Below are 19,203 nucleotides of genomic sequence, written 5' to 3' on the forward strand. Positions count from 1 at the left end.
TGGCTCCGCTCGCGAGGGCGACGGCGCCGTCCTGCCCGGGATGGTCGGGTGCCGGGCGAGCCCGCAAACCGAATTCCCCTTTCGCCCGGCATGCTCTAGAGCCCGGCCGCAGGATCTCCGCCCGCCGGAGACGATCGAAGATTCGATGCGGGACCCGGATTCCGGGTCCGCGAGAAGCGAATGCACCCATGTCCAAGCCCGACACCCCGAAGGCCGAGAAGGCCGACACCCTGAAGCCCCGCCTGCCGCGCGGCTTCGTCGACCGCCGCGCCGGCGAGATCGCCGCGCAGGGCCGGATGCTGGAGACGATCCGCAAGAGCTTCGAGCTCTACGGGTTCGAGGCCCTGGAGACACCCTTCGTCGAGTACACCGAGGCCCTGGGCAAGTTCCTGCCCGACCTCGACCGCCCGAACGCCGGCGTGTTCTCGTTCCAGGACGACGACGAGGCGTGGCTGTCGCTCCGCTACGACCTGACGGCGCCACTGGCCCGGTTCGTGGCCGAGAACTACGACGCCCTGCCCAAGCCCTATCGGAGCTACCGGGCCGGCTACGTCTTCCGCAACGAGAAGCCGGGGCCGGGCCGCTTCCGCCAGTTCATGCAGTTCGACGCCGACATCGTCGGCGCCGGCAGCGTCGCGGCCGATGCCGAGACCTGCATGCTGATGGCCGACACGCTGAACCGGCTCGGGCTCGGCGGCCAGTACGTGGTCAAGGTCAACAACCGGAAGGTGCTCGACGGCGTCATGGAGGCGATCGGGCTCGCCGGTCCCGACAAGGCCGGCCAGCGCCTCACCGTGCTGCGGGCGATCGACAAGCTCGACCGGCTCGGCGTCGACGGGGTGCGCGACCTGCTCGGGTCCGGCCGCAAGGACGAGAGCGGCGACTTCACCAAGGGCGCGGGCCTCGACGCGGCGGCGATCGGCCGGATCCTCGCCTACGTGTCGTTCCAGGCGGATGCCGGCGACGGCGCCGACAAGGTGGCGTTCTGGGAGAAGTTCTTCGCCGGCTGGCACGACGCGGTCGGCGACTCGGAGACCGGCCGGGAGGGCATCGCCGAGCTGCACGCGATCATGCGCCTCTGCGCCGCCGCCGGCTACGGCCACGACGTGATCCGGGCCGATCCGAGCGTGGTGCGCGGGCTCGAATACTACACCGGGCCGGTCTACGAGGCCGAGCTGACGTTTCCCGTCACCAACGAGGACGGCCAGACCGTGCGCTTCGGCTCGGTCGCGGGCGGCGGGCGCTACGACGGCCTCGTCGGGCGGTTCCGGGCCGAGCCGGTGCCGGCCACCGGCTTCTCGATCGGCGTCTCGCGGCTGTTCTCGGCGCTCCAGCTCGTGGGCAGCCCCCTGATCGCCGGTGCCGAGGCCCCCGGGCCGGTGGTGGTGCTGGTCCTCGACCGGGAGAACATGGCCGATTACCAGCGGCTCGTCGCGCTCCTGCGCGCCGACGGCATCCGGGCCGAGCTCTACCTCGGTGCCGCCGGCATGAAGGCGCAGATGAAGTACGCCGACCGCCGCCGCGCGCCCGTGGCGGTGATCCAGGGCTCGAACGAGCGCCTGGCCGGCGAGGTCCAGATCAAGGACCTGATCGCGGGCGCCCAGGCGGCCGAGTCCATCGCCAGCAACGCCGAGTGGAAGGCGGCGCGGCCCGCGCAGGTCTCGTGTCCCGAGGCCGACTTGGTGGCGCAGGTCCGCGCCGTGCTGAGCCGGCATTTTCCGTCAACCGAGATCTGAGACACGCGCGGTTCGAACCGCGCCTCGAACCGCGCCCCGAACCGCGCGTCGAACGCAGGGGCTCCGGCGGCGTTGTCGTCGGTCGGTGCCGCGGAGATGTCGGGATGCGCGCGAAGATCCTCGTCCTGTCGGCCGGCCTGATCTGCGCCGGCGCGGGACCCGTCTGGGCCGCGCGGCCGGTCCTCGGCCGGCTGCCCAGCGCCGTCGCGCAGGCCACGCCCGGGACCGGCAGCGCGCCGATCCTGAGCGCCGGGATCGCGGGGGCGCCCGCCCTGACCGTGCTCGCCCGCCGCAAGCCGGCCCGGCGCCCGCGCGGCGCGCGCCTCGGCAGCCTCCGGCCGCTCTGAGGCCGCTGTGAGGCCGGTCACGTCCTTGATTCCGTAGCGGATAGCGGGTCCCGGCGCGGGACTGCGCAGTCCTGCGCGGCGCGCCGGCGCGGCGCCGCGGCACGTCTCGCCGCGCCGAGTGTCGCCAAGTCCGGTCGCGGTTGCTACAGAGCGCCCGCGAGGTGGATTGCCCCGCGAGGTGGATCGCGATGACACGACCGGAGGCGGGCGAGACGGGGGCGGGGGACGCGGCGCGCGCGCGGCTCTCCGCGCATCTGGCGGCGGCGGGCTACCGGCCGGTGACGCCGCCGGTGCTGCAACCGCTGGAGCCGTTCCTCGAACTGTCGGGCGAGGATATCCGCCGGCGGATCTTCGTCACCCAGGACGCGGGCGGCGCCGAGCTGTGCCTGCGGCCCGAGTTCACCATTCCGGTCTGCCGCCTGCACCGGGCGGAAGCCGACGGGCAGGCGGCCGATTACAGCTATTGCGGCCCGGTCTTCCGGCTCGCCGCCGACGAGCCCGACGAGTTCTTCCAGGCCGGCATCGAGTCGATCGGGCGGACCGACACGCCGGCGGCCGACGCCGAGGTGCTGGGCCTCGCCCTGGAGGGTCTCGCGCTGTTCGGCCGGACCGACCCGGCGGTGCGGCTCGGCGACATGGGCCTGACCGTGGCGCTCCTCGACGGGCTCGCGGTCCCGCCCGCCGCCAAGCGCCGGACGCTCCGGGCGCTCGCCGCCGGGCGCTCGCTGGACGCCGTGACCAACGGCGCCGAGGGCACCCGTCCGGAGGATCCCCACGCGGGCCTGCTGGCGGCGATCCAGGGCCAGGACCCGCGCGGGGTACGCGCCTTCGTGGAGGACGTGCTGGCCATCGCCGGGATCTCGGCGGTGGGCGGGCGCAGCGCCGGCGAGATCGCCGAGCGCTTCCTCGCCAAGGCCGCCGCGCAGGCCCATGGCGGGGCCGGGCTCAACGCCGAGAACCGCGCGCTCCTCGACCGCTACCGGGCGATCGCCGGCCACCCGGACGCCGCCGCCCGCGACCTGCGGGCGCTCGTCGCCGACGCGGGCATCCGGCACGACGCCCTCGCGGCCGCCCTCGACCTGTTCGAGGAGCGCACCGGCTTCATCGCGGCCCGCGGCCTGCCGATCGAGCGCTTCCGCTTCCAGGGCGGCTTCGCCCGCAACCTCGACTACTACACCGGCTTCATCTTCGAGGTGACCGAGCGGGACGGCCCGACCCTGGTCGGCGGCGGCCGCTACGACGGCCTGCTCGGCCATCTCGGCAGCCCGGCGCCGCTGCCCGCGGTCGGCTGCACCTTCTGGATCGAGCGCGTGGCGGGAGCCGGCCGATGAGTGCCTCGGACGCGGCCGCCATGCCGCTGATCCTCGCCGTCCCGTCCAAGGGTCGCCTGCAGGAGAATGCCAGCGCGTTCTTCGGCCGCGCGGGCCTCAAGCTCGCGCAGGGCGCCGGCGCCCGCGACTACCGGGGCAAGCTCATCGGCGTGCCCGACGTCGAGGTGCGCTACCTCTCGGCCTCCGAGATCGCCGCGCAGCTCGCCTCCGGCGCCGCCCATCTCGGCGTCACCGGCGAGGACCTGATCCGCGAGACCCTGCCGGACGTGCGCGGCCAGGTCGAGCTGCTGACGCCGCTCGGCTTCGGCAACGCCACCGTGGTGGTGGCGGTGCCCCAGGCCTGGATCGACGTGCGCGACATGTCCGACCTCGACGAGGTCGCGGCCGGCATGCGGACCCGTCACGGCCGGCGCCTGCGCGTCGCCACCAAGTACGTGAACCTGACCCGCCGGTTCTTCGCCGAGAAGGGCGTCGCCGATTACCGGATCGTCGAGAGCCTGGGCGCCACCGAGGGGGCGCCGGCCGCGGGCTCGGCCGAGATCGTGGTCGACATCACCACCACGGGGGCGACGCTCTCGGCCAACGCCCTCAAGGTGCTGGACGACGGCATCATCCTGCGCTCGGAGGCGAACCTCGTCGCCTCGCTCAAGGCCCCCTGGGGCGATGGCCAGCGGGCCGCGCTCCGCACCGTGCTCGGCCGCATCGCCGCCGAGGAGCGCGCCCGGACCACCCGGGAGGTGCGCGCCGCCCTGCCGGAGAGCGGCACGATCGACCTCGCCACCCTGGCCGGCCTGCACGAGGCCGAGCTGCCCTACGGCGCGCCGCAGGGTCCGGAGGGCGAGATCGTCCTGCGCTGCAAGGAGGCCGCGGTGTTCGAGCTGGCCGGCGCCCTGGTCGAGGCCGGCGCGCGGGCCGTGACGGTGCGGCGGGTCGACTACGCCTTCGCGGCCGAGAACCCGCTGGCGGAGCGGCTGCTGGCGCGGCTCTGAGACCGCCGCGCGATGGAGCTGAAATGGCTCGAGGACTTCCTGAGCCTCGCGCGCACCGGCAGCTTCTCGCGCTCGGCGGTCGAGCGCCACGTCACCCAGCCGGCCTTCGGCCGCCGCATCCGGGCGCTGGAGGGCTGGCTCGGCGTCGCGCTGGTCGACCGCAGCACCTACCCGACCGCGCTGACGCCGGAGGGCCGGCTGTTCCTGGAGACCGCCGAGGAGACCGTGCGGCGGCTCCACGGCAGCCGCGACGCGCTCCGGGCCCGGATCCGGCCGCCGCCCCGGACCGTGTCGGTGGCGGCGCTCCACACCCTGGCGCTGACCGTCTTCCCGCGCTGGTTCCGGGACGTCGAGGCCCGCACCGGGCCGCTCGGCAGCCGGCTGCTGCCGGACGATTTCCACGCCTGCGTGCAGGCCCTGGCCGAGGGCGGCTACGACCTGCTGCTGACCTACCACCATCCGCTGGTGCCGATCCCCCTCGACCCGGCCGCCTTCCCGCACCTCGCCATCGGCCGGGACAGCCTCGTGCCCGTGCACCGGCCGGGGCCGGCCGCGGACCGGCCCGGGCTCGGCTATCCCCGGGACTCGTTCCTGGGCCGGGTCGCGGCGCTGGCCGGCGACGGGGCGGCGGCCGCCCACGTCAACGAGAACGCCATGGCGGAGGCCCTGAAGTTCATGGTCCTCGCGGGCCACGGCCGCGCCTGGCTGCCCGAGAGCCTCGTCGCCCGCGAACTCGCCGACGGCAGCCTCGTAGCGGCCGGGCCGGGCACGGCGCTGGAGATCCGGCTGTACCGCCGGGCCGGCCGCGGCGGCGCGGTCGAGGCGGTCTGGGCCGCGGCCGCCGCCCTGGCGGCCGAACCCTAGGAACCGCCGCACGCCCCGGTGCCGGATCGGCATGGCCGGTGCCGACACGGCATTGGATTCCCGCCCCGCCGCGGCCCATCAGGGCGTCGCGACGGTCGGAGGCGGCGATGCTCGGTGTACTCGGCGGGATGGGCCCGATGGCCACGGTGGACTTCCTGGCCAAGCTCGTGCGGGCGACGCCCGCGGGGCGCGACCAGGACCACATCCCGACCCTGGTCTGCTCGGCCGTCGACATCCCCGACCGTGCCGACGCGATCCTGGGCGCCGGCCCGGACCCGCTGCCGGCGATGCGCGCCGCCCTGGCGCGGCTCGAGGCCGGCGGCGCCACCCGGATCGCGATCCCCTGCAACACGGCCCATCACTGGCACGCGGCGCTGCAGGCGGGGACGGCCCTGCCGATCCTCCACATCGTCGACGCCGTGGCCGAGACCCTGGCGGGAGCCGGAACCGGCGGCCGGATCGGCCTGCTCGCGACCGACGGCACCCTGCGGGCCGGGCTCTATCCGGACCGGCTGGCGCGGCACGGCCTCACCTGCCTCGGGCCCGATCCGGAGGGTCAGGCCGCCGTCGCGGCGGCGATCCGCCTGGTGAAGGCGAACCGCGCGGCCGAGGCGACGCCGCTCCTGGAGGCGCAGGCGCGGGCGCTGGCGGAAGCCGGGTGCGGCCGGGTGGTGATGGCCTGCACGGAGATCCCGATCGCGCTGGCCGGGAGTCCCGTGTCGGGCTTGCTGGTGGACGCCACCGAGGCGCTGGCGCGCGCCTGCGTGGCGGCCTGCCGGGACGACGCCGCCGCGCTGCCGCGCGCGGCCTGAGCGAAGGGGTTGGAGAGGATCGGAGCGGGCGCCCTCACGGGCCCTGCTTGGCGAATTCCGCCAGCACCCCGCGCAGGACCTTGAGCCGGGTCTCGTAGGCGGACTTGAGGCAGGCGACGTCGCCGCCGCAGGCCTGCCGCTCCTTGAGCCACGCTTCCTGGTCGTCGCGCAGCTTGGCCTGGCCGCCCATCGGCAGCACGCTCTTCAGGATCTCGAACCGGGTCGCCATCTCGACATCCCGATCGTTGAGGGGGAGATGCGCGCAGATCGCCTTCTCGTCGGGGGCCTCGGCCTTGTCGCACGGGAAGCTCGCGGCCCGGGCGGGGGCTGCGGCGATCGGGGCGGCGAGGGCGGCCAGCGCGAGGGCGCGGATGAGGGGCTTCGACATGGCCTCCCAACGGGCCGGCGGCGGAAAGGCTCCGGCCGCCGCGGCCGGCCGATGATCGGGCGTCTCTTCGGGAAGCGCCTGGGTTGGCGCTTGGGGCGGCGCCGGCCGGGATCACGGGATCACAGGATGGCGGGATCCCGGGATCAGAGGCCCGGCTTGACGATCGCCAGGATGACGATGCCGATCATCAGCAGCGTCGGCACCTCGTTGAGCACCCGGTAGAACTTGTGGCCGCGGGTGTTCCGGTCGGCGGCGAAATCCTTGACCATCCGGGCGAGCCAGCCGTGGATGCCCGACATCGCCAGCACCAGCACGAACTTCGCCTGCAGCCAGACGCTCGCGTAGAAGCCGCTCATCCAGGCGAGCGCCAGCCCGAACGCCCAGGTGGCGATCATCGCGGGGTTCATGATCGCCTTGAGCAGGCGGCGCTCCATGACCTTGAAGGTCGCCGACTGCGCCTCCGCGCCGGGCGGCAGGCTCGCGTGGTAGACGAACAGCCGGGGCAGGTAGAGCATCCCGGCCATCCAGGCGATCAGGCTGATGACGTGGAGGGCCTTGATCCAGTCGTACAGCACGCGCCCGACCTCAGCCCTGGCCGCGCAGCCGCGCGAGCATGCGCTCGACATGGGCCACCGGCGTCTGCGGCGTGATGCCGTGGCCGAGGTTGAAGATGTGCGGCAGGCCGGCGGTCGCCTCGAGCACCGCGTCCACCGCCGCGTCGAGGGCCGCGCCGCCCGCGATCAGCGTTTCAGGATGCAGGTTGCCCTGCGTCACCGTCGCGGCCGGCACCGTCTGCCGCAGGGCCTTCAGATCCACGCCCCAGTCGACGCCGACGGCGTCGGCGCCGGTCTCCGGTACCACCCGGGCGTGGCCGTCGAGGCCCGAGCCGCGGGCGAACACGATGATCTTGGCCCCCGGCACCCGGGCGCGGACGCCCGCCACCATCCGGGCGATCGGCCGCAGCGACCAGCGGGTGAGGGCGTCCGCCGCGGCCGCACCCGGCAGGGCGCTCTCGGCGACGTCGCCGACGGGCTCGACCGTGCCGCCGGGAGCCGGAACGGCAAGCGGCAGGGTGCCGGCGTGGGACTCGAAGATCTGCACCGCGTCGGCGCCGGCCTCGAGCTGGCGCACGAGGTACTCGGTCTGCACGGCGACGAGGCGGTCGATCAGGGTGTCGACCAGGGCGGTGTCGCCCTCGGCCAGCGCCCGCGCGGGGGCGAGGTCCGGCGTGCCGCGGCCGCCGATCATGTAGCTCGCCACCGTCCAGGGGGCGCCGCAGAAGCCGAGCAGCGTGGTCTCGCCCGGCAGCTCGGCGCGCAGCCGCGTCACGGTCTCGAAGACCGGCGCGAGGTGGCTCATCACCGCCGGGTCGCCGGCCTCGCGCAGGCGCGCGAACGCCGCCCGTCCGTCGAGGGGATCGAGCCGGGGGCCCTCGCCCTCCACGAAGCGCACGTCCTGGCCGAGCGCGTGGGGGACGACCAGGATGTCGGAGAACAGGATCGCCGCGTCGAAGCCGAAGCGGCGGATCGGCTGGAGCGTCACCTCGACGGCGAAGTCCGGGCTGTAGCAGAGATCGAGGAACGAGCCGGCCTGGGCGCGGGTCGCCCGGTATTCCGGCAGGTAGCGCCCGGCCTGGCGCATCATCCAGGCGGGGGGCGGCCCGATCGCCTCGCCCTCGAGGACGCGCAGCACCTTGCGCTCGGACGTCGTCCCGGACGTCTCCCGCTCGGGCTCGCGCTCCGTCCCCGTCATGGTCGCTCCCATCCCGTATCCCTCACCCCGCATGCCCGTCGGCGGGCGTCCTGTCGAGTCGAGGCGCGCCGATCCCCACACAGGCCCCTTCGAAAAGATAAGAGAGAATCTTGGAGTCTGTTTTTTCTCTTGGGGGGCCGAATCTCGGGGGCACAAAAGCGTCCACAGGCGGTCCCCGCCGCCGCGCCGTTAACGGGGCTTTAAAGGATTTCCGCCAACTTGCGAGAACCGGATGGTCCGACAGCGCCTTGGCAACGCCGAGTCGTGTACGGGCGCCGGATTCGCGACCGATTCGTCCAGAGAGCCGGATTCGGCGCGTCCCGATCGTCTGCCTGTGAACGGCGGAGTCGACAGCGCGCACCGGGATCGCCCTGGACCGGCCCGGCGGGGCATCCTATCCACACTCATCGACTCCCCTGGCGGCCGGCGGTGGACAACGTGGGCGCCGCGCGAGGCGGCCGCACAGTCGGCCGAGAGGTCGACCGCAGAGGCGATCGGAATGGGCCGCAGCTACTTCCACCTCCACCTCGTCTCCGACTCCACCGGCGAGACGCTGATCAATGTCGGGCGCGCGGCCGCCGCCCAGTACGAGGGCGTGTCGGCGATCGAGCACGTCTACCCGCTGGTGCGCTCGGCCGCGCAGCTCGACCGGGTGATCTCGGAGATCCGGGCCGCGCCGGGCCTCGTCCTCTACACGCTGGTGGGGGGCGATCTCGGCGAGCGGCTGGAGGAGGTGGCCCGCGAGACCGGCTCGCCCTGCCTGTCGGTCCTGCGGCCGGTCCACGACCTGCTGCGCGCCTATCTGGGCGCCGAGACCACGGCGCGGCCCGGCGCCCAGCACATGCTGAACGCCGAGTACTTCAAGCGCATCGACGCGATGAACTTCACGCTGGCCCACGACGACGGCAACCTGCCGGACGATCTGGAGGAGGCCGACGTGATCCTGCTCGGCGTCAGCCGGACGTCGAAGACGCCGACCTCGATCTACCTCGCCAATCGCGGCCTCAAGACCACCAACCTGCCGCTGGTGCCGGGCATGCCGCTGCCGCCGGCGATCGAGCGGGCCCGCAAGCCCCTCGTGGTCGGCCTGTTCGCCTCGCCGGAGCGCATCGTGCAGATCCGGCAGAACCGGCTGTCGAGCCTGAACGCCGACGAATCGTCCCTCTACGTCGACCGGTCGGCGGTGGCGGACGAGATCACGATGTCCCGCCGGCTGTTCACCAAGAACCGCTGGCCGACGATCGACGTGACCCGCCGCTCCATCGAGGAGACCGCGGCCGCGATCGTCGACCTCTACCGCGACCACCGGCTGAAGTTCATCGCGGACTGAGACGGGGTCTCCGAAGGGCTCAGCCCTTCGGCGGGGTCCGGGGCGGTCCGCGGGTCGGTTCGCGGAGCCGCGGGCCTCAGCGCGCGAAGGCGAAGTGGCTGCGCTGCTCGATCTGGGCGGCGTAGAAGTCCTCGACGACCTCGCGCACCACCTCGGCCAGCTCGTCGCCCCGGTGCTCGTCGAGCTGGATGTCGCTGCCGACCGTCCGGCCGATGGAGCAGCTCGCCGCTCCCGGCACGAGGCGCTCGTTGTAGCGCTGGTTCAGGCCCGAGACCGAGATGTAGTTGCTGCCGCCGAGTTCCGGACCGTACTTGATCTTGATCTTCTGCTCGGACTCGGTGCCGCGCAGCTGCGCGCACAGGCTGATGAAGTTGTCCTGATCGATCTTCGCCTCGAGGCCGGTGATGCTGCCGTGCACGTTGTCCTCCTCGTTGAGGACCTCGGCCATCAGGTTCAGCACGCCCATGACGGGCTGAAGCGCCCGGGACCCGTCCTCGAGCAGCTTCCGCCGGAAGTCGTTGCTGCGCTCGTCGGCCGCCTGCAGCCGCGCGCGGAACCTGTCCTTGACCTCGTTGGCGCGTGCCATCGCGCTCCTCCCTGGTGGTTCACCCGATGCTTTGCCGCTCGGATAACCGAAACCTACGAGGCCAATTCAGATGACGCAAGATAGTGCAAAATATTGATGCCTGCTCAGAACGTGAGCCGTTGCACAGGAATAATACTTGCTCATGAACTGTGCAACGGCGACGGGTCCGGGAAGCGGGCTTACTTCAGGAGCTGCAGCAGGCTGCGCCCCGCCGGGGACTTGAGCTCCCTGGCGTCGAGGGTGCCGTCGTTGTCGGGATCGGCCGCCTTGAAGCGCTGCTCGACCAGGGCGAGGTACTCCTTGCGGTCGAGCGTGCCGTCGGAATCGGTGTCGGCGGCCTTCAGGTCCTTCTTGCTGAGCCGGCCCTTCAATTCTTGGGCGTCGACGGTGCCGTCCTTGTCGGTCTCGGCGGCGTCGAAGACCTTGCCGGCGGCGGCCTGGGCCTCGGCGAGGTCGATCGTGCCGTCGTGGTCGGTGTCGACCATCTTCAGCGCGCGCTCGGTGCCGGAGGACCGGGCGAGGGCCGCCGACGGCAGCGCGGCCGGCAGGACGAGGGCGGTGACGAGGGCGGTGACGAGGACGGTTCCGAGGACGGTTCCGAGGGCGACGGTCGCGGCGCGGGCGGATCTGTGCGGGGTCGCGGGCATGGGGATCTCCGGTGGCGGTCGGTGCCGGCAGCCCAAATCACGATCCCGGCGGGCGTTCCCGCCCGCGCCTTCACGAGCTGCGGAGCCGCGCCGCGCTCAGCGGACCGGGCCGTCGAGCGGTGCGAGCCGCTCCGGCGCCGGGGCGGCGGCTTCGCCCGGCTCGGCGCGCGACAGGGTCCGGGACAGGGCCCGGAGATCGGGGACCGGAGCGCCCGCCGCGCCGAAGACCGCCCGGTCGAGGGCCGCGAAGGCGGCCGCGAGGTCGGGCCGTGCCCGCCAGGTCCGGGCGAGGTCGGGGGATTCCCGCAGGGCCGCGTCGAGGGCCGCGCGGAACCGGGCGGGGTCGCCGGCGCGGGCCGCCGCGCGTAAGGAGCGCCGCGCCGCACCGGAGAGGCGCAGGCGCGGCCGTCCGAGGCCGAAGCCGATCAGCGCGAGGCCCAGCCCGAAGGCGGCGAGCGCCGCGGCGGCGACCACGAGGGGCGAGGGGATCGCGGGGGGCGCCCGCTCGGTGTCGCGGTCGGGCAGGCCGCCGCCGATCTGCCGGGCCGGGATCTCGGTCTCGCGCATCGTGCGGGTGTTGGTGTCGAACCACGGGATCGCGATCGCGTCGAGGGGGATGATCTCCGGCACGCCGGGCTTCACGTCCCACTGGTAGGTGGCCCGGGCCACGGGGCCCGAGGGCGTCAGCAGGGTCTCGCGGGTGACGGGCCCCGCGAAGGTGATGATGCCGCGGGTGCGCATGACCGGCCGGGGCGGCAGGCCCTCGGCGACCATGCCCTGCGCCTCCAGGGTGACGATCCGGCGGGTGGTCTCGCCGACCTTGATGGTCTCGGGGTCCGGGCTCCAGGAGTCGGTGATCGCCACGTCCTTGGCGGGCAGCCACCAGGGCTCCTTGGCGTCGGGGCCGCCGGTGGGCTCGGTCCACGACGCGACCGGGAAGGGGATCGGCTTCGAGCGGACCTCGACCACCCGCCGCTCGCCGACATCGTTGACGGTGAGCTTGTGGACGAACGGCTCGATGGTGAACTGGCCGGCATGGTGCGGGAAGACCGCCACGGTGCGGTCGAACGCGATGGCGCTCTGACCGTCGGCGAGCTTGGTCCGGCTCCAGTGGTCGCGGCCGAGCTGCGTCCAGGAGAAGTTGGCGAGGGAGGGCTGCACCACCTCCTCGAGCAGGATCGGCTGCTTGTAGACCCCGTGGATCTTCAGCAGCACCATCTCGCGGGGGAAGGGGGCGCTGTTGCCGTTGAGCTCCGCGGTCACCGTCAGGGTGAGGTCGCCCGGCTCGATCTCGGCCCGGGCGGGGAGGGGGGCGAGGAGGGGGGCGAGGAGGAGGAGGGCGCGGACGCGCCTCCCGGAAACCCCGAGAAAACTCACCACGGGTTGCTCCCGGCGGGAATCGCGGTGCCGGCCTCGACCCGGCGGGTCTGCTCGGCGCGCAGGCGCAGCTTGAGATAGCGGCCGGGATCGTCCGGCAGGGTCTGGAGCCAGAGCCGGTCCGGGCGGATCTCGTGCGCCTCGAAGCTCTTGGTCACCCGGCGGACCTCGCGCTCGGGCGCCTCGGCCACCATGGCGGCGCCGCCGCCGGTCCGGCCGCGTCCGGCCGCGTCGCCGGCCGAGCCCCGGGCCTGGCCCTTGCCGGCGTCGATCGACTGCTGCTCGGCCTTGCCGCGGCGCGCGACCTTGCTGTTGCCGGGCAGCGACGCGCTGGCGTTCGACTCCTTGTTGCCGGCGAGGCCCTCGCCGCTGGAGGCGGCGTTGATGTCGTTGTTCTGGTCCTGATTGGCGGTGTTGTTGTAGCGGGCGCCGTACTGGGCGGTGCCGTTGGCGATGCCGCCGCCGGGCCCGCGGTCGATCACCTCGGCGCGCATCCGCGCGATCAGCGAGCGGTTGGCCTGGGCGTCGGCGTCGCGGGGGTTGAAGCGCAGGGCCTCGTCGTAGGCCGCGAGCGCCCCGTCGAGGTCGCCGGCCTTGGCCAGCGCGTTGCCGAGATTGTAGCTCGCCCGACGGCCGCCGGCGCGGAACAGCGCGATCGCGTCCCCGTAGCGGCCGGCCTCGTAGAGCGCGGCGGCGCGCCAGGCCGGATCGACGAACACGTCCGCGGCGAGGCCCGGCAGGCCGAGGCCCATCAGCAGCCGGCCGAAGCCGGTGCGGGGCTGCGAGACCGCGAGCAGCGCCAGGAGGCCGATCCCGGCGAGGGCGAGGCCGGCGACGCGGGCGAGACGCCGCCAGCGCGGCGGCAGGCCGGCCCGGAGCGGGGCGGCGAGGCCGGTCTCGGGGAGGGTCAGCCGCATCGGGCGCTCCGCATCACGCGCTCCTGCGGAACAGCAGCAGGGCCGGCAGGGCCGCCAGCAGCAGCAGCCAGCGCCCGAGATCCGCGTAGGCCAGGACGCCGTAGCCGCCCGCCGCGAGGTGCTGGGCGAGGCCGGCCCCGACCGCGTCGAGCACCGGGCCCGGGGTCGCGATGTCGGCGGTCGTGCCGCCGCCGGCCCGGGCCAGGGCGTCGAGGGCGGTCCGGTCGGGCTTCGGGGCGCCGGGCGGCAGCGGCTTGTCGGTCGGGACGAACAGGGCCTGGAGCCGCCAGCCGTGCTCGGCGATGGCGCGGGCCTCGCGGGTGGCGGCCTCGCCGACGCCGTCGCCGTCGCTGATCAGCACCACGTCGGCCGCCACCACGTTGGCCTCCGCGAGGGTGCGGCGGGCCAGCGCCAGCCCGCGCTCGGGGTGGGAGCCGCGGTCCGGCACCGTGTCGGCGTCGAGGGCGAACAGCGTGGTGCCGAGGCTGTCGCGGTCCGTGGTCGGGGAGGCGGCGAGGTAGGCGTCGCCCGCGTAGACCACGAGGGCGACCGGACGGGTGCCGGCGGCCTCCGCCACGGCGGCGGCGGCCTGCCGGACGCCCTGGAGGTTGCCGCCCTCGGTGACCGAGCGCGACAGGTCGACGACGAGCACGGTCTCGTCGAGGTTGCGGAAGGTGCGCCCGTCGGCGCGCTCCACCGCCGGGCCGGTGAGCGCGAGGGCGATCAGCCCGGCCGCGAGCGCCGCGGCGCGGTTCGCCTGCCGCCGTCCGCCGAGCACCGCGCCGGTCCGGGCGAGGTGGGCCATCAGCGCCGGGTCGACCGCCCGGGCCCAGTCGCCGAGCGGCGCCGAGCGCCACGCGGCGCGGAGCGCCAGCAGGGCGACGACCGGGATCGCCAGGAACCACCAGGGGCGCAGCAGCGCGACGGCGTCGAGGGCGCTCATCGGGTGGGTGCTCCCGCCCAGACCACCGCATCCTGAGATGCCGGAGCGCGGCGGAGGCCTCGAAGGAGCCCTCCAGCCAGACGCGCGACGTCCGGAGCCCTCCTTCGAGGCTCGCTGCGCTCGCACCTCGGGATCAAGGGGGTGGTCGGACAGGCGCGGTAACGAACCATCACGCCCCCCTCCGGCTGGCGAGCAGCGCCGCGGCGGCCAGCAGCGCCAGGGCGGCCGGCCAGGGCCACAGGTCCCGGCGGAGCGGCAGGGGCGGCGCCAGGGCGCGGCCGCCCTCCAGCCGGTCGATGGCGTCGGCGACCCGCACGAGGTCCTCGGTGGTGCGCACCCGGAACGCCTCGCCGCCGCTGGCCCGGGCCATGTCGCGCAGGGTCTCGGTGTCGACCACGTCCTGCTCGCCGTCGGCGTCGGCCATGTCGCGGGGGCCCAGCGCGATGGTGTAGACCTTGATGCCCAGCTCCCGGGCGAGCTCCGCCACGTCCTTGGGGGCGGTCTGGCCGGCATTGTTGGCGCCGTCCGAGAGCAGGATCACGGCCTTCGCGGGCTTCTCGCCGGGCTTGCTCCCGGACGCGGCCTCGCCCCCCGCGTCCCGCGGGTCCAGCCGGCGCAGGGCGAGCCCGAGGCCGTCGCCGATGCCGGTGGAGCGGCCGCTGATGCCGATCGTCGCCTCGTCCAGCGCCCGGGCGACCGCCGCGGTGTCGAAGCTCGGCGCCGCCGCCACGTAGGCCTGGTCGGCGAAGATCACGAGGCCGATCCGGTCCCCGGCCCGGCGCCGGATGAAGTCGGTGCCGACGCGCTTGACCGCGGTGAGCCGGTTCACGGTCTCGCCGTCGAGGGCGAAGTCGCGCCGCTCCATCGAGCCCGACAGGTCCATGGCGATCATGATCTCGCGGCCCGAGGCCGGGAGCGCGGCCGCCGGCATGACGAGGCGCGGGCCCGACAGGGCCGCCACCAGGGCGATCCAGAGCGTCCAGGTGAGCAGGGCCCGCCGCCGGCCCCGGGCCGCGCGGTCGGCGCCCGAGCGCGCCCCGGCCACCAGGGTGGCGGGCACGCGCAGGGCGCCGCTGCCGCCCTCCGGCTCCGCGGGGATCAGGCGCGCGGCCAGCAGCGGCAGGGGCAGCGCCAGCAGCGCCCAGGGCGCGGCGAAGTCGAAGGCCGACAGGAGCGCGCTGAGCCACGCGGGCAGGACGCCGCTCATGCCCGCAGCCGCCCGATCAGGCGGGCGAGCGCGGCGTCGAGGGCGTCGAGGTCGGGATCCTGCCGCCGGTACAGCCCGTCGGCGAGCACCCGGCCGGCGCCCCGGGTGAAGAAGTCGGTCCGGAACAGCCCGTCGAGCCGCGTCGCCCAGGCCGCGCCGGTCGCCCCGGTCCCGGCCCCGCCGGACCGGTCGAGGGACCGGTCGAGGCGGCGCAGCAGCCGGGCCTGGGCGACGAGGCGCGCCTCCGGGCCGAGGCCGCGGCTCCGGGCGAGCTCGGCGAGCGCCGCCCGGCGCAGGGTGTCGCGCGCCCGGCCGCGCCCGTAGCGCACGAGCCCCACCAGCAGGGCGGCGAGGAAGCCCAGGGCGGCCGCCGCCACGACCTCGCCCTGCACGGCGCCCGCGGCGCCGCCGGGCAGGTGCAGGCCCCGGAGCTGGTCGAGGGACAGGGGGATCTCGGCGGGCACGACGGGATTCATCGGATTGCGCCGCCGATCGGGTCGCCGGGTCCGGCCTCACAGCACCGCATCGAGGCGCTCCATGAGCGGCGCGTAGGCCTCCGGGCCGGTCTCGACGTCGAGGCGCACGCCCGCGATGCCGCGGCGGGCGTAGGCGGCGAGCCGGGCCTCGGCGGATTCCCCCGCCGTCCCGGCCCCGGTCGGCGGCACGGTCGGCGGCACGGTCGGCAGCGCGGTCCCGCGGCGGCCATCCGCGAGGGCGAAGGGGTAGTAGCCCGGCGGCCGGGCGCGCTCGAAGGCGTCGCTGACCAGGATCAGCCGGATCGCGATCCGCTCGGCGAGCAGGGTCAGGAGCTCGTCGAAGCCCGGGCCGGGATCGTCCAGGGCGCTGGCGATGACGAGGTGGCCGCCGGCCGGCAGCAGGCCGCGGGCGAGGGCGAGCGTCGCCTCCAGGGGCGGCTCCGCGCGGGTCGGCGCGCCGGTCTCGGCCGCCAGCGCGTCGGCGTGGGCCTGGGCGAGGGCGCCGGTCACCGCGATCATGGCGCGCTCGCCGCCGGCCGGCCGCAGCACGGTCGGCGCGCCGGCCGAGGCGACCGCGAGGCCGACCCGGCCGCCGTCGGCGGCGACCCGCCAGCCGAGCAGCGCCAGGGCCTCGGCGGCCGCCACCGAGCGCAGGGCCCTCCGGGTGCCGAACAGCATCGCGGGCCGGAAATCGGCGAGCAGCACCACGGCGCGGTCGCGCTCGTCGTGGTGGGTGCGGACGTGCAGCTGCCCGGTCCGGGCCGTGGCGTTGCGGTCGATGAACCGGCGGTCGTCGCCCTCGGACCAGAGCCGGACGTCCTCCGGCTCCGAGCCGCGCCCGCGGCGCCGGGTGACGATGCCGCCGGGCAGGCCCGCCAGCGTCCGGGTGGCGGGCGCGGAGCCCCGCCGGGCGAGGTGGCGCAGGCCCATCAGGGCCTCGCCCGAGAGGTGGATGCCGTGCCCGGCGCGATCCCGCCCGGACCCCTGGGCGGGGAGGGCGGCCCCGGCGGTCGGGCCAAGCTCCCCCGCGGCGGCGGGAGGGGATCTGCGGCGCGCCTGCCCGAACCCGAACACCGTCAGAGCGCCCGCACCCGCTGCACCAGCTCGCCGACGAGGCCGCGCGCCGTCCGGCCCTCGGCGGCCGCCCGCCAGGTCAGGCCGATGCGGTGGGAGAGGGCGTCGCGGGCCAGCTCCGCGACGTCCTCGGGCGTGACGTGGTCGCGTCCCCGCAGCCAGGCCCGGGCCTTGCCGGCCATCATCAGCGCCAGGGTGCCCCGCGGCGAGGCCGGGTGCTCGATCATGGCGCGCAGGTCCGGGGCGGCCGCGTCGGTGCGGGTCGCCGCGACCAGCCGGACGAGGTAGTCCTTGAGGGCCGGCGACACGTAGGTGGCGAGCGCCGCCTCCCGGGCGGCGCGCACGTCCGCGAGCGACAGCCGCACGGTCATCGCGTCGACGTGGTGGGTGATCTCGCCCTCCACCAAGTCGAGGATCGCCCGCTCGGTGGTCTCGTCGGGCATGTCGACCACGACGTGGAGGAGGAAGCGGTCGAGCTGCGCCTCCGGCAGCGGGAAGGTGCCGGCATGCTCGATCGGGTTCTGGGTCGCCACGACCATGAACGGGTCGGAGAGGCGGTGCGTCGCGCCCGAGACCGTCACCTGCCCCTCGGCCATGGATTCGAGCAGCGCCGACTGCACCTTCGGGGGCGCGCGGTTGACCTCGTCCACCAGCACGAGGGCGTGGAACAGGGGGCCTGGCAGGAACTCGAAGGTGCCGCTGTCCTGGCGCCACACCGTGGTGCCGGTGAGGTCGGCCGGCATCAGGTCCGGCGTGCACTGGATGCGCGCGAAGGAGCCGTCGAGGCCGTCGGCGAGCCGCTTGACCGCCCGGGTCTTGGCGAGCCCCGGCGCGCCCTCGATCAGCAGGTGGCCGCCGGTCAGGAGCCCGATCAGCAGGCGCTCCACGAGGCCGGCGCTGCCGATCAGGCCGCGCTCCAGCCCCTCGCGCAGCGCCATGACGCGGCCGTGCAGGGCGGCGTCGGGAGCGCCGGTGGGCGCATGGTCTGGCGCGCTGTCGGGCCGGCGTTCGGCGAGGGCGCCGCTGGTGGCGCCGCTCATGCGGAGAACGTTCCGGTGCGGACCGAATCCGCCCGTCGGGCCTTATCCTGGGCCGTGTGCTGCATCCTGCACGTCTCCTCGGCCGGGTCCCGGATTCTTAAGGGATCCTCAGGCTCTTGCCGGTGTGCCCGCTGCCCGGTGCGGCCGTCAATCCCGCTTCGGACACGCTTTCCGGTCCCGGCCGGGCCATGGTGTCACGGTTCCGTCACCTCCCCGCTTTCATGAGACGGTGGATGACCAGCTACGCCGCCCTCCCCGAAGAACTGAAATCCGCGATCGGCCTGCTCGTGGCCTTCGTGCTGGGCACGATCATCGGGGCCGAGCGGCAGTACCGGCAGCGCACCGCGGGCCTGCGCACGGCGGTGCTGGTCGCGGTCGGGGCCAGCGCCTTCGTGGATCTCGGCATGCGCCTGACCGGCCCGGACGGGGGCGTCCGCACGGTGGCCTACGTGATCTCGGGCATCGGCTTCCTCGGCGCCGGCGTGATCATGAAGGAGGGCATGAATGTCCGCGGCCTCAACACGGCCGCGACCCTGTGGTGCTCGGCCGCGGTCGGGGCCTTCTGCGGCGCCGACCTGCCCCTGGAGGCGGTGTTCGTGATGGTGACGGTGCTCGCCTGCAACACGGCGCTCCGGCCGCTGGTGAACGCCATCAACCGCGCGCCGATCCGGGAATCCGCCACCGAGGCGACCTACGAGGTCCAGGTCACCACGGCGCCCGGCGAGGCCGGGCCGGCCCAGGACATGCTGGTGGAGCGCCTGGAGGCCGCGAACTATCCGGTCGGCAGCGTCGAGATCGAGGAGCGCGGCGAGAGCGCGGTCGACGTGGTGGCGACGCTCACGGCCAGCGCGGTGAAGGCCGAGGAGCTCGACGCCGTGACCAACGCGCTGGCCCGCATGCCGGGCATCCGCCACGCCACGTGGTCGGTGCAGACCGCCGACTGAGCGCGGTCGAGGGCCGGCGGGCCGTCTGTCCGCCGGGTGCCCCCTCCGGTGGGTGAGGCGGGGCGGTGCCCCGGGGCCGTCAGCGGCGCGGGTCGAGGGGCCGGCTGCGGCGCTCGATGACCACGGTCGGGCGCGTGCGGCGCTCCACCACCACGGTGCGCGGCGCCCGGCTCGGGCTCGCCTGGGTCAGGATCCGCTCGGGGGCGCGCTCCGGCTTGACCTTCTTGGCCGCCAGGACGTGGGGGCGGACCTCGTCGGCCGGCAGGCCCATCAGGCCGGCGGCGATCTCGACCTGCTGCTCGACGTCGTCCGCGAGGTCCTGCGCGGCGGCGACCGCCTCGCTCACGGTGGGCGGCTCGCGGCGGACGCGGATCGGCGGCAGGTCGGCGAAGCTCTTCTGCGTCTTCTTCACGGGGCGACTCGCAGTCTTCATGCACCAGACA

21 protein-coding genes are annotated in these 19,203 nt (G+C 74.8%); 8 read left to right on the top strand and 13 right to left on the bottom strand.

Going from position 1 to position 19,203, the window contains the following annotated elements:
* Positions 1 to 188 precede the first annotated feature (188 nt).
* The 6 genes from hisS to BKE41_RS22440 all read left to right on the top strand — a co-directional run bounded on the left by hisS (position 189) and on the right by BKE41_RS22440 (position 6,079).
* Positions 189 to 1,736: a histidine--tRNA ligase gene (gene hisS / locus BKE41_RS22415; protein ID WP_012321211.1), complete on the top strand. Its 1,548-nt coding sequence runs from the start codon at positions 189 to 191 to the stop codon at positions 1,734 to 1,736.
* 104 nt (positions 1,737 to 1,840) lie between these two features.
* Positions 1,841 to 2,083, top strand: coding sequence for a hypothetical protein (locus tag BKE41_RS22420; RefSeq protein ID WP_012321212.1), 243 nt, complete (start codon positions 1,841 to 1,843; stop codon positions 2,081 to 2,083).
* Positions 2,084 to 2,271: 188 nt separating this feature from the next.
* Positions 2,272 to 3,414, top strand: coding sequence for an ATP phosphoribosyltransferase regulatory subunit (locus BKE41_RS22425; RefSeq protein ID WP_012321213.1), 1,143 nt, complete (start codon positions 2,272 to 2,274; stop codon positions 3,412 to 3,414).
* Entirely contained in the window at positions 3,411 to 4,403 is a 993-nt protein-coding gene (hisG, locus tag BKE41_RS22430) for an ATP phosphoribosyltransferase (protein WP_071000132.1), read from the top strand. Before BKE41_RS22425 ends, hisG begins: the two co-directional genes overlap by 4 nt.
* 12 nt (positions 4,404 to 4,415) lie before the next feature.
* The gene (locus BKE41_RS22435; RefSeq protein ID WP_071000133.1) at positions 4,416 to 5,267 is read left to right on the top strand and encodes a LysR family transcriptional regulator; all 852 of its coding nucleotides are present in this window, start codon (positions 4,416 to 4,418) and stop codon (positions 5,265 to 5,267) included.
* Positions 5,268 to 5,374: 107 nt separating this feature from the next.
* Positions 5,375 to 6,079, top strand: coding sequence for an amino acid racemase (locus tag BKE41_RS22440; RefSeq protein WP_063110122.1), 705 nt, complete (start codon positions 5,375 to 5,377; stop codon positions 6,077 to 6,079).
* Positions 6,080 to 6,113: 34 nt separating this feature from the next.
* Here BKE41_RS22440 and BKE41_RS22445 read toward each other — a convergent pair whose 3' ends face one another.
* The 3 genes from BKE41_RS22445 to BKE41_RS22455 form a co-directional block, all read right to left on the bottom strand.
* Complete coding sequence (locus tag BKE41_RS22445; RefSeq protein ID WP_083374403.1) at positions 6,114 to 6,467, bottom strand: lysozyme inhibitor LprI family protein; 354 nt, start codon at positions 6,465 to 6,467, stop codon at positions 6,114 to 6,116.
* A 143-nt stretch (positions 6,468 to 6,610) separates the two neighbouring features.
* Positions 6,611 to 7,042, bottom strand: coding sequence for a protoporphyrinogen oxidase HemJ (gene hemJ, locus BKE41_RS22450; RefSeq protein WP_012321218.1), 432 nt, complete (start codon positions 7,040 to 7,042; stop codon positions 6,611 to 6,613).
* 10 nt (positions 7,043 to 7,052) lie between these two features.
* Positions 7,053 to 8,231, bottom strand: a complete 1,179-nt coding sequence (locus BKE41_RS22455; RefSeq protein WP_175654090.1) for a uroporphyrinogen decarboxylase — start codon at positions 8,229 to 8,231, stop codon at positions 7,053 to 7,055.
* A gap of 487 nt (positions 8,232 to 8,718) precedes the next feature.
* Between BKE41_RS22455 and BKE41_RS22460 the strand changes: the two genes are divergently transcribed.
* Positions 8,719 to 9,549: a pyruvate, water dikinase regulatory protein gene (locus BKE41_RS22460; RefSeq protein WP_012321220.1), complete on the top strand. Its 831-nt coding sequence runs from the start codon at positions 8,719 to 8,721 to the stop codon at positions 9,547 to 9,549.
* 76 nt (positions 9,550 to 9,625) lie between these two features.
* Here the strand turns inward: BKE41_RS22460 and BKE41_RS22465 are convergent, their stop codons facing one another.
* The 9 genes from BKE41_RS22465 to BKE41_RS22505 form a co-directional block, all read right to left on the bottom strand.
* Complete coding sequence (locus tag BKE41_RS22465; protein WP_012321221.1) at positions 9,626 to 10,135, bottom strand: hypothetical protein; 510 nt, start codon at positions 10,133 to 10,135, stop codon at positions 9,626 to 9,628.
* A 179-nt stretch (positions 10,136 to 10,314) separates the two neighbouring features.
* Positions 10,315 to 10,782, bottom strand: a complete 468-nt coding sequence (locus BKE41_RS22470; RefSeq protein ID WP_071000134.1) for an EF-hand domain-containing protein — start codon at positions 10,780 to 10,782, stop codon at positions 10,315 to 10,317.
* A 96-nt stretch (positions 10,783 to 10,878) separates the two neighbouring features.
* Complete coding sequence (locus BKE41_RS22475) at positions 10,879 to 12,159, bottom strand: BatD family protein (RefSeq protein ID WP_107088365.1); 1,281 nt, start codon at positions 12,157 to 12,159, stop codon at positions 10,879 to 10,881.
* Entirely contained in the window at positions 12,156 to 13,076 is a 921-nt protein-coding gene (locus BKE41_RS22480; protein WP_012321224.1) for a tetratricopeptide repeat protein, read from the bottom strand. Before BKE41_RS22480 ends, BKE41_RS22475 begins: the two co-directional genes overlap by 4 nt.
* Before the next feature lie 13 nt (positions 13,077 to 13,089).
* A complete protein-coding gene (locus tag BKE41_RS22485) occupies positions 13,090 to 14,019 on the bottom strand; it encodes a VWA domain-containing protein (protein WP_012321225.1) in 930 nt (309 codons plus the stop codon).
* A 169-nt stretch (positions 14,020 to 14,188) separates the two neighbouring features.
* Entirely contained in the window at positions 14,189 to 15,214 is a 1,026-nt protein-coding gene (locus tag BKE41_RS22490) for a VWA domain-containing protein (RefSeq protein ID WP_024828859.1), read from the bottom strand.
* A gap of 8 nt (positions 15,215 to 15,222) precedes the next feature.
* Positions 15,223 to 15,702, bottom strand: a complete 480-nt coding sequence (locus tag BKE41_RS22495; RefSeq protein ID WP_059410085.1) for a DUF4381 family protein — start codon at positions 15,700 to 15,702, stop codon at positions 15,223 to 15,225.
* Positions 15,703 to 15,738: 36 nt separating this feature from the next.
* Positions 15,739 to 16,632, bottom strand: coding sequence for a DUF58 domain-containing protein (locus tag BKE41_RS22500; protein WP_083374497.1), 894 nt, complete (start codon positions 16,630 to 16,632; stop codon positions 15,739 to 15,741).
* Positions 16,633 to 16,778: 146 nt separating this feature from the next.
* Positions 16,779 to 17,816, bottom strand: a complete 1,038-nt coding sequence (locus BKE41_RS22505; RefSeq protein WP_024828857.1) for a MoxR family ATPase — start codon at positions 17,814 to 17,816, stop codon at positions 16,779 to 16,781.
* Between the two features lie 233 nt (positions 17,817 to 18,049).
* Between BKE41_RS22505 and BKE41_RS22510 the strand changes: the two genes are divergently transcribed.
* On the top strand, positions 18,050 to 18,760 hold the full coding sequence (locus BKE41_RS22510; RefSeq protein ID WP_053622597.1) for an MgtC/SapB family protein: 711 nt from the start codon (positions 18,050 to 18,052) through the stop codon (positions 18,758 to 18,760).
* A gap of 79 nt (positions 18,761 to 18,839) precedes the next feature.
* Here the strand turns inward: BKE41_RS22510 and BKE41_RS22515 are convergent, their stop codons facing one another.
* Positions 18,840 to 19,172: a hypothetical protein gene (locus tag BKE41_RS22515; protein WP_024828856.1), complete on the bottom strand. Its 333-nt coding sequence runs from the start codon at positions 19,170 to 19,172 to the stop codon at positions 18,840 to 18,842.
* Positions 19,173 to 19,203: the final 31 nt, after the last annotated feature.

Source organism: Methylobacterium sp. C1 (assembly GCF_001854385.1).
Taxonomy (GTDB): domain Bacteria; phylum Pseudomonadota; class Alphaproteobacteria; order Rhizobiales; family Beijerinckiaceae; genus Methylobacterium; species Methylobacterium radiotolerans.